The following is an 8,809-nucleotide window of genomic DNA, read 5'->3' as shown; positions in this document are numbered from 1 at the left end:
GTGGGATTACTGCGCGCCGGCCGCGCCCGCCGGCGGCTCACCGCCGGCGGGGTTGGCTTCGTCGCTCGGGGGGGTATTCGGTGCGGCCGGCACTTCGCCGGCCTCGGTGCCCAGCACGCCGGCCTCCTGGTACTGCTCCGCCTCGGCGGGGGTCATTTCCACGAAGACCGGCGCGCCGTTCGGGGCGGCCGGCTTGACGACGTCGCCGCCCAGCCAGAAGGGCTGAAGCACCTGGAACATCGCGGTTTCCGGGTTGGCGTTCTGCTTGGCCGCCGCGGCGGATTCACTGCGCACCACGCGGGGCGCCGTGGCCGTCTTCTTGCCGGCCTGCTTGGCGGCGGCCTTCGTGGTGTTGCTGGCCTTGGGCATGTCAGATCCTCGGTTGAAAGTGGGCCGTCTCTCCGGCTGTCACGCCTGGTTTCGCCGGCGTTCGCTAGGCCGCCCTAAAGCGACCGCTCCGCTCCCACGGTTGTGCGTCAGGCCGGGGCCGCGCCCGCGTTCTGGATCAGGTAGCCGGCGACCATGCCGGTCAGCTGCGGCGTGCGGTTGTTGTTGACCTGGTGGATCCACGACTGGCGGTTCTCGTCGCGGTACGCCTGGCGGACGTTGGGCTGGCCGCGCAGGCTGTAGGTGTAGCCGTAGCTCGGCCGGGCGGCGCTGCGGCGGTTGCTGCCATTCGGCGGCGCCACGTAGGCCAGGATCACGTCGTGGCCCCAGATATCGCCCAGGTCATCGTCCGCGCCTTCGGCCACGACCGCCTCGCCGATGACGATGTTGGGGATCTCCCACAGCGCCTTCAGCATCTCGACGGTCAGCGTGTCCTTCTGCAGGTTCTGCACGTGCGTCTGCATCTTGGCGTTGGCCTTGAGCGCAGCGAATGCGGACGCGGAAATCGCCGCGGTGTTCGGACGCACGCCGATGGTGGCGCGGATGGCTTCCTTGCCCGCCTCGATCACGGCGGTCGGGTCGCCGTTGGCACCGCGCCAGCGGGCCGCACCGACCAGCGCAACCTTGTGGTCAGCGTCGTAGTTGGAGGGGTTGCGGGCGATGTCCGCGCACTCGCACTCGTGCTCGATCTCGAACACGTCCAGCACCAGGTCGACGGAATCCATCGACATATCGATGCCGGGGCCGGCCGCGGCCTCCTGGCCCACTTCGTCCGGCACCACCGCTTCCAACGACGCGTCGACGATGGCGTAGTTGCCGGCCTCGTAGCCGAACTGGATGCGCTTGGTGGCCTCGCCGGGCGCGCGCTTGGTGTTGTATCGGCGGAAGCCTTCCTTCTTGAACGCCAGCACCTTGCCGGCGCGGGTGGCCACTTCCACGCGCGGGAACAGGGCGCTGCCGATGTTGCCGGGGCGGATGTAGCCGGTGGCGTGGGTGGTCAGGACCGGATCGACGATGCGCGCCTGGCCGGTAGTCATCTGGGTCATGGTCTTCTCGCTTGTGGTGGTTGCGCGCGTGGCGCGGGGTCAGGTGACGCGGGCGCAGGCGGGTTATCCGCTGCCTGGCGCGATGGGTCAGGTGGCGATCACGCCGGCCGTGCGCAGCTTGGCCAGCAGGGCGTTGAAGTCGGTCGTGAGGGTGGCCACGTCCGCGGCCACGGAGTCCGCCTGGGCGGCGGCCTTGCGCACGCCGGCGTTCGGCAGCAACAGCACTTCGAAGCGCTCGCCGTCCGCGCCGGCCGCCTGCAGCGCCTTGGCCACGGCCACGCCGGTGGTGTGCGGCACCAGCTTGCCGTCGGTGCCGACCTGCAGCAGATCGTCTTCATCGATCACGTCGCCGGCGGTGGCGATCGAGGTGCCCATGACATCGACCGGCACGCGGTCGCCGTTGGCGCCGCTGGTGTTGGTCACGCCGAAGGCGGCGCCGCCCGCGGTGGGGTAGTTGCCGTCGGCGCCGATGAAGCGCTCCGCGGCGATGGCGGCGCTGGCGATCACGGCCAGGGTGAGGATGGAAATCTTCTGGGTCATGGTCATGCGCTCCTGGCGCGAGTTGGTTGCTGGGGTCTCTGGTTCGGCGGGCCGGCCACCGCGCGCTGCGCCTTACCCGGCATATCGACCTACGGGTGCCGCCGAAGGGGTCAGCCGCCGACCGCCTTGACGGCGGCCATGTACGCGGTGCCGGGATGCGCGGCCTGGTAGGCGACGGCCTTGCTGTGCAGCTCCATGCGGCCGGCATCCACCTGCGTGCCTTCCGGCGCGGCGAAGTTGGCGGGCGCCGGCGCGCCGTTGTCGTGGCCGGCCGACTTCTCGGCGAAGTCCACGCGCTTGGGCAGATCGTCCAGGAAGGCGCGAAGCAGCTCGGGAGCGTCGTGGTCGGTGGCGGCCTGGCCGTCGCCCTCGGCGAAGTTCAGGACGGTGCCGGCGGGGAACGCCAGCAGCAGCTCCACGATGCCGGCCTTCTGGCGCGGCAGCACCTTGCCGGCCTGCACCAGGCCCTCGGCGAACTCGGCCGCGTCAGCGCGGCGGGCGGCGTCCTCGCGCTCCTTGAGCGCCTTCTCGCGCTGCTCGATCTCGGTGGCGCGGGCGGTGAGCTGGGATTCGCGCTCGGCAAAGTCGGCCGCGGCGGCGTTGGTCTTGTCCTGGGACATGGTCTGCTCCGTGTTGTTGGCCTCCGCGAACGCGGCATGGGCCTGGTCGTCGTCCGCGGTGGCTTCGGCGATGCCATCGATGCACCACTGCGGGATGAGCTGTTCCGCTTTCTCGGCACCAACGCGCTCGATGGCGTCGTCGCGCGTGCCCTGGAACAGCCGCTTCAGGTAGTAGCCAAGGCTGGACAGCCGCCGCGGCATCGGCATGGAGAACGCCACCGCGCCGTCGCCCTCGGCGAACTGCGGGCGCTGCAGGTTCTTCACCGCCGGCGGCTGCGCGCCCAGGAAACCGATATGCCGCGGGTAGAAGTGGCCAGGCTTCGGGTTGCCCGGCGATTCCGGCAGGTACACGGACAGGCTGATGTTGGAGAAGCGCTGCGCGTTGACCATCTCGGCGAACTGCGGGTCCACCGCTTCCGGCGTGGCGAACACTTCACCGCCGTCGCGGCTGAACTCCGCGGCCCAGCCGAAGGCCGGGTCGTCGATCTTCGGGTGGCCCACTACCAGCGGCGCGCGCGACACCTTCGGGTCGTAGCTGTCCACCATGTCGGCAACGTCGGCCTCGCTGAACTCGTAGGCCTTGCCGTCGGTGGCGGTGTGGGTGCCAGCGCGGAACACATGCAGGAGGGCGGCGTTCGTCTTCATGGCCCGCACTTTCGGGCCACGCCGCGCGTCAGTCTCGGAACGCAGGTTCCGACCACACACGCGTGCGCGCGAGTCGGTTTCCGGCGAGTGGGGGGTTGGGCGGCGACCGAAAAGGCGGATTGCTGCGCCCGTGACGCGTTATAACGCGGCGTGCAGGGGTACGGCGGTGCGGTGGCCCCGGGCAGGCCAGCAACGGGCCTCAAATCGCCGCACGTTCAATCGCCGTCCAACGCCTCGCCGAGGTGGTCGACGACGATCGCCAGCAGCTCCGTGTCGTCCTCCTGCGACAGCCCCAGCCAGGGGCGCGCGGGCAAGGTGACATCGTACGCGTCCACGGTCGCCCACTGCTCGTGGTCCACGTCCTTGCTGCCGGCGCGCGCGAACACCTTCATGCGGTTGGGCTTGTCCTTGCCGAAGGCCAGCTTCCGCGAGTGCGCGGCGCGGTGGACGGTGCCGCCGAACTGGTGGATGGCGCCGTAGGGCGCATTGGTGCCGACCAGCAGCTCATCCTGGCCGGCCTCGTAGCTGAGCTGGTCGCCCAGCATGTGGAAGTCGAACTTCAGGATCGGCACGCCGGGGCGCTTCTTCGCCTTCCACTTCGCGTAGCCGGGCGACAGCGCGCGCCACTTGTTGCCGTCGGGGTCGATCTGCTTGGCCGCGCGTTCGCGCGTGCTGCGCAGCAGGTATTCGCCCATGTCCGCGAACAGCAGCTGCCGGCCCTCGCCGTGCAGCCGCGCCGCCAGCCGTTTGAGCTTGGGGCTGGCGGTGTTGCGGGTGATCTCGACGCGTGCGCCGGCCATGCCCTACTCCAGGCTTCCGCGCAGCAGCGGGAACCGCTCCAGCGCCGTCACGTTGTCCAGCATCGAAACGCCGCGCACCTCGGGCAGCGCGCCGGTCACGCCCACGCGCGCCAGCAGCAGGCGCGTGCCGTCGGTGGCCAGGTAGAGCAGCTCGGCCCTCGATGCGTCCCACAGCACCGCCAGCGGGCTGCGCAGATACGCCGGCAGCGCGGCCATCGCCGCGGCGTCGGCGCCGCTGGCGAGCGACTGCAGGATCTCGGCATCGCGGATCGCAATCGCGGCGGTGGCGGGCGTGATGCCGCGCGCGCCCATCGCCTGCAGCAGCACGTCGTCGAACATGCCGACCATGTAGCGCGCGCCCTGCCACGACCCGCCGGCGGCATATGCCTGGAACTCCGCGTAGCCCGCCTGCAACGCATCCTGCGCGCGACGCAGCGCGAAGATTTCCCCAAGTGCCGCCGCCGCTGCTGCGGCAGGCAGGCGCGCGCTCTTGCGCAGCGCGTCCTGGGCGGACTCCACCAACGTGCGCTGCAGCGCCGGCGGCGTGCGCGGGGCCTTGGGGCCGGCCTTCGGCCAGGTGTCCAGGCTGCTGCCCGGCGCGTAGGCGAAGCCGGGGTCGATGCCCTCGACCGTGCGCACCAGGCGCGGGCCGCCGGGGCTGCGCTGGCCCACCATCACGTCCACCCATTGCAGCTGCAGCGGCGCGTCGGGGCCCGTCTTGCCCAGCTTCTTCAGGTCGCGGTCGTTGAGCAGCTGGGTGTAGCACTGGCAGCCCCAGCCGTTCTGCGGGTGGATCACCTTCCACACCGGGTCATCCACGTGCCAGACCTTGCCGTCCCAGCTCTGGTGCACCGGGCGCGGGTGCTCCACGGCGTCGCTGTGCTTGTACTGCTTCCACGGGCGCAGCGTCTTGAGCTGCTGCTCCTGGTGCCAGCGGCCGGCGTTGTAGCTCTGCCGCAGGTTGGTCTCGTAGATCACGCGCGAGCGCCAGTTGCGCCCGCCGTTGTAGTCCCAGCCGTGCTTCGCCACGATGCTGTCGAAGCGGGCGCGGAACTGCGCCAGCGTCTCGCCGTCCTCGACGGTGGCGCGCACCGCCTGGTGAAGATCGGCCAGCAGGTCGATGCGGTTGGCGCCCGCCACCATGAAGCCGTTGTCGTGCTGGGCCTCCCACAGGTCCAGCCAGCTGTCCGTCAGGACGTTGGTCTTCTGCCGGAAGAACGCGATCTGCTGCTTGAACGGCAGCGAGCCGTAGGCGACCGTGGCCACGTCAGCGCTGCATCAGCTCGTAACGGCCGGCCAGGTGCGCGGCGGTCATCGCCTCGGCGAACGCCTGGGCGTAGTCGTCCAGCTCCATGTCGCTGGCCAGCGACAGCAGCCCGGCCTCCAGCTCGGCGAAATCTGCGGCCTTGTCGACCAGCGCACGGACCTGGTCGTTCCAGCGCTTGCCGGTGGGGTTGACCCGCGCGTCCAGCTGGCGGCCCATGCGGACCTCGATCGCATCCTCGCCCTCGGCGAAGTGCGCGCCGTGCCGGCGCAGCAGCTGCGCCACCGCGTGGCCCGGGTCTGCGAACTCGGCCCCGGCGATCGCGCTGGGCGTGCCGGCCTCGCCGGGCTGCAGTTCCGCCGGTGCCTGACGCTCCACCCACTCGCCGCCGTACTTGTCCTTGATGTACTTGAGCGTGGGCTTGAAGCCCCAGCGCTGGATCTTGTCGTCTCGCTCGGCCGCGGTGTTGAGGTCTTCGTCTTCCTCGGTGACGCGCCACACGCGCGGCAGCTCGGCGTCGGGGAAGTTCCAGGCCATCAGCTGCGGCACGATCTGCTGGTTGAAGCTCTCGCACACCAGGTCGGCGTCGGCCTTGATGATGTCGTCCCGCACGTCGCCCTGCAGGTCCTCGTTGCCCAGCTTGCCGGGCGTGCCCTGGGTGCTGGCGGTCTGCCCGAGCGTCGCCTTCTGGATGGCGGCGTTCATGGTGTCGTGCAGGGCCTTGTAATCGGCGGTGCCGCTGCGCGCGGCCTCGAGCAGCTCCAGCTCCATGCCGGCGGGAATGATCACGCCGCTGTCCTGGTGGATGGCGCGCGTGGCGGCCAGCAGGGCCTGCTTCTCGGTGGGCGTCGCCTCGTTGGGGTACTTGCCCAGCCCCGTGGGCATGCCGAACTTCTCAAGGAAGGTCAGCCAGAACTTGATCCCGTTGCGTTTGAACAGCACCGGCCAGTAGAGCCAGTGCGCCAGGCCCAGGCCGTAGGGCTCGTCGTCGTGGTCGGCGCCGCAGCAGAAGTCCCAGAAGTACGGGCGCTCGCAGGGGATGCCCTCGAACATGCTGGCCTGCGTCAGCAGGCGCAGGTCGCCGTCCTTCCCATAGCGGAAGCGGCGGCGGTTGCGCACCTTGATGCCGCTGATGCCGATCTTGCCCTCGTCCACGTCGTAGAGAATTTCGGCGACCGCATAGCCGTAGAACACGCCGAACAGCATCTTCTCGGTCACGTTGTCCCAGCTGCGCTTGGCCAGCTGCTTCTGCAGCCACTCGGCTGCCTGCTTGTCCTTGCGCCGCTCGCCGCCGGCGTCCACACGCCACTCGCACTTGACCACCGCCGACTGGCGCTGGCCGAACGCGGACTTCACCTCTTCGTCGCTGCGCACCTGCTCGTAGATCAGCAGGTCGCCGCCGCGGTTGCGCAGCACGCTGTCGAACGGCGTCAGCAGCGGGCCTGTGTAGCCGCGGGTGATGTCGATGCCGTCGCGGGTCGTCGCAATCTCGCGGTTGAGCACGGGGCGCGGGGTATTGGTCAGGTCGTTCACAGGTAGCCCTCGAAATCGTTGCCGCCGCCGATGCCGCCGAAGCCGTCCGCGGTGAAATCGCCCGCGCTGGCGAAGGAGCGGCGGCCGGTGGACTGGAACTCGATGGGCGCGGCCGGCGTGGCGGCGGCATGCACCGCCAGCGCCAGCGCCCAGAAGCGGTCGGCGTGGCCGTCCGGCGTGCGCTCGGCGGTGAAGCGGATGTTGCCCGCGGCGGTGGTCTGCTTGGTGACGCTGCGCAGGTCGCTGCGGATGGTCGGGTCGTAGGGGATGCGCAGCTTGCGGTCCTGCATCGCGCCGCGCAGCGGGTACGCCAGTTCTTCCTTGACCTTGGGCGTGAAGGTCACGCCCTCCACGCGGTATTCGCCGAAGCGCCGCTTGGCGTCATCCGTCCAGCCGATGCCCAGGCCGGTGTTGTCGAAGCAGGTGCGGCGGCAGCGGGCGATCCACGGCCAGATGATGGCGTCCTGCTGCGGCTTGGGCATGTTGGCCAGGCACTCGACGTGCCGGGTGTACAGCACGTCGCCCAGGCGCTCGACCACCCACAGCACGGTCAGGTCCTTCTTGCGGCCCACGTCCACGCCCAGGTACAGCTCGCGGCCCTCGATCAGCCGCCAGTCGGCGAACTGGTCGTATTCGCAGCTGGCGATCAGGTCGTATTCCAGGAAGGCCACGTCATCATCGGCCGGGACGCACATGTATTCCTGCTGGAACGATTCCTCGTCCACACAGCCGCTGCGCACGTAATCGAAGTAGGCGGCCTCGTCCATGTCCTGGCGCGGGTCGTCGGCCGCCAGCTTCTGCTGCAGCTTCCACAGCAGACCGGCGTTGAGCGCGTCCTCCAGCGTGACCCGATGCAGGCTGATGCCCTTGGGGTTGCCGCCCTCGCGGATCTCGCGGATCAGCTGGTTGAAGAAATTGTGGCTGCCGCGGTGGGTGCTGAACGCCTCCAGCTGGCCGCCCCAGGTGATACCCGGATACGCGATGGCCCACAGCTTGCGCGGGTCCTTGTGCAGTGCGAACTCGTCCAGCACGCGGCCGCCGCGCTTGCCGGCCTGCGCGTCCGGGTTGCTGGACATGCTGTGGATCACGCGGTCGTTGAGGAACCGCAGGTCGTAGCTGGTCTGGCGCTGGTCGCCGTCCAGGGCGCGCTCGCCGAAGTCGGCCGCGCCCAGGTTGAGGATGTCGGCCCACAGCTTGCAGTCGTCGATGAACAGCCGGGCCTGCATTTCGTCGCGGCTGCTGACCCACTGGTCGAACTTGGCGCCCTTCGCTGCGGTGCGCCGCACGCAGGCATACGCGCTCGTCCACGACCAGCCGATCTGGCGGGACTTCTCGGCCAGCTTCAGCCGGCTGCGGTCGTTGATCCACTTCGACTGCGGCGTCAGGAAGATCGCCTGCCGGTCGGCGGGAATGCAGCGCGCGGCGCCCATGTCACACCACGCCCTGCAGGCGCCGGTCGATGGCGGCCAGCGTTTCCTCCGAGACGCCGGCGCCCTCGGCCATGCGGCGCACTTCCTCGCGCGCCTCGGCCAGCTTGCCGCGTACCTCCTGCGCCCACTTGTTCCGCGCCACGCTGGCGCGGGTGAGCGTGGCGATGTTCTTGGCGGCCTTGCCCAGGATCTCGATCTTGGCGGCCGGGTCGGTTTCTTCCTCGGCCTCCTGCAGGGCCAGCAGGCTCTCGAAGATCTCCGTCTGCACCAGGCTGATGATCGCGTTGCTGCGGTCGTCGGCGTCGTCCGGCGCCGCGGCGGTGATCAGCTTCGCCGCCTCGGTGCTGGTCTTGATGGCGGAGAGCCGACGCTCCAGGTTCTTGCCGTAGGCGCCCACGGCCGACTTGCCGATGCTGTAGCCCTTGTCGGCCAGCCACTCGGCCAGGGCGACGTAGCCCCCGAAACCGTTGGCCACGATCTTGGCCTCCAGCTCGCGGCGGGTGTCCTCGTCCAGCAGGTCGATCTTGCTCGGCGGCGGCATTGC

9 protein-coding genes are annotated in these 8,809 nt (G+C 69.8%); all 9 read right to left on the bottom strand.

Annotation, left to right across the window (positions count from 1 at the left end):
• Positions 1-6: 6 nt before the first annotated feature.
• Positions 7-369 carry a hypothetical protein gene (locus ACK4SG_RS12710; protein ID WP_409602287.1) on the bottom strand — a complete coding sequence of 121 codons (363 nt, stop codon included), beginning with the start codon at positions 367-369 and terminating at the stop codon, positions 7-9.
• 107 nt (positions 370-476) lie between these two features.
• Positions 477-1,433, bottom strand: a complete 957-nt coding sequence (locus tag ACK4SG_RS12705; RefSeq protein ID WP_409602285.1) for a hypothetical protein — start codon at positions 1,431-1,433, stop codon at positions 477-479.
• A gap of 87 nt (positions 1,434-1,520) precedes the next feature.
• A complete protein-coding gene (locus tag ACK4SG_RS12700) occupies positions 1,521-1,973 on the bottom strand; it encodes a capsid cement protein (protein ID WP_409602283.1) in 453 nt (150 codons plus the stop codon).
• A 110-nt stretch (positions 1,974-2,083) separates the two neighbouring features.
• Positions 2,084-3,238, bottom strand: a complete 1,155-nt coding sequence (locus tag ACK4SG_RS12695; protein ID WP_409602281.1) for a hypothetical protein — start codon at positions 3,236-3,238, stop codon at positions 2,084-2,086.
• Positions 3,239-3,453: 215 nt separating this feature from the next.
• Entirely contained in the window at positions 3,454-4,038 is a 585-nt protein-coding gene (locus ACK4SG_RS12690) for a phage virion morphogenesis protein (RefSeq protein WP_409602277.1), read from the bottom strand.
• A 3-nt stretch (positions 4,039-4,041) separates the two neighbouring features.
• Positions 4,042-5,304, bottom strand: coding sequence for a phage minor head protein (locus ACK4SG_RS12685; protein ID WP_409602275.1), 1,263 nt, complete (start codon positions 5,302-5,304; stop codon positions 4,042-4,044).
• 1 nt (position 5,305) lies between these two features.
• The gene (locus ACK4SG_RS12680; protein WP_409602273.1) at positions 5,306-6,835 is read right to left on the bottom strand and encodes a DUF935 domain-containing protein; all 1,530 of its coding nucleotides are present in this window, start codon (positions 6,833-6,835) and stop codon (positions 5,306-5,308) included.
• The gene (locus ACK4SG_RS12675) at positions 6,832-8,265 is read right to left on the bottom strand and encodes a terminase large subunit domain-containing protein (RefSeq protein WP_409602271.1); all 1,434 of its coding nucleotides are present in this window, start codon (positions 8,263-8,265) and stop codon (positions 6,832-6,834) included. Before ACK4SG_RS12675 ends, ACK4SG_RS12680 begins: the two co-directional genes overlap by 4 nt.
• 1 nt (position 8,266) lies before the next feature.
• The gene (locus tag ACK4SG_RS12670) at positions 8,267-8,806 is read right to left on the bottom strand and encodes a DUF3486 family protein (RefSeq protein ID WP_409602269.1); all 540 of its coding nucleotides are present in this window, start codon (positions 8,804-8,806) and stop codon (positions 8,267-8,269) included.
• Positions 8,807-8,809: the final 3 nt, after the last annotated feature.

The sequence above is a fragment of the Thermomonas sp. genome, assembly GCF_046293095.1.
Classification (GTDB): Bacteria; Pseudomonadota; Gammaproteobacteria; order Xanthomonadales; family Xanthomonadaceae; genus Thermomonas.
The sequence above is the reverse complement of the archived record's forward strand: the minus strand, read 5'-3'. Positions and strand labels throughout refer to the sequence as shown.

What these genes read in the sequence shown, in the direction of transcription:
- ACK4SG_RS12710 (WP_409602287.1), bottom strand. Translation starts at nt 369, where the DNA reads ATGCCCAAGGCCAGCAACACCACGAAGGCCGCCGCCAAGCAGGCCGGC.
- ACK4SG_RS12705 (WP_409602285.1), bottom strand. Translation starts at nt 1,433, where the DNA reads ATGACCCAGATGACTACCGGCCAGGCGCGCATCGTCGATCCGGTCCTG.
- ACK4SG_RS12700 (WP_409602283.1), bottom strand. Translation starts at nt 1,973, where the DNA reads ATGACCCAGAAGATTTCCATCCTCACCCTGGCCGTGATCGCCAGCGCC.
- ACK4SG_RS12695 (WP_409602281.1), bottom strand. Translation starts at nt 3,238, where the DNA reads ATGAAGACGAACGCCGCCCTCCTGCATGTGTTCCGCGCTGGCACCCAC.
- ACK4SG_RS12690 (WP_409602277.1), bottom strand. Translation starts at nt 4,038, where the DNA reads ATGGCCGGCGCACGCGTCGAGATCACCCGCAACACCGCCAGCCCCAAG.
- ACK4SG_RS12675 (WP_409602271.1), bottom strand. Translation starts at nt 8,265, where the DNA reads ATGGGCGCCGCGCGCTGCATTCCCGCCGACCGGCAGGCGATCTTCCTG.
- ACK4SG_RS12670 (WP_409602269.1), bottom strand. Translation starts at nt 8,806, where the DNA reads ATGCCGCCGCCGAGCAAGATCGACCTGCTGGACGAGGACACCCGCCGC.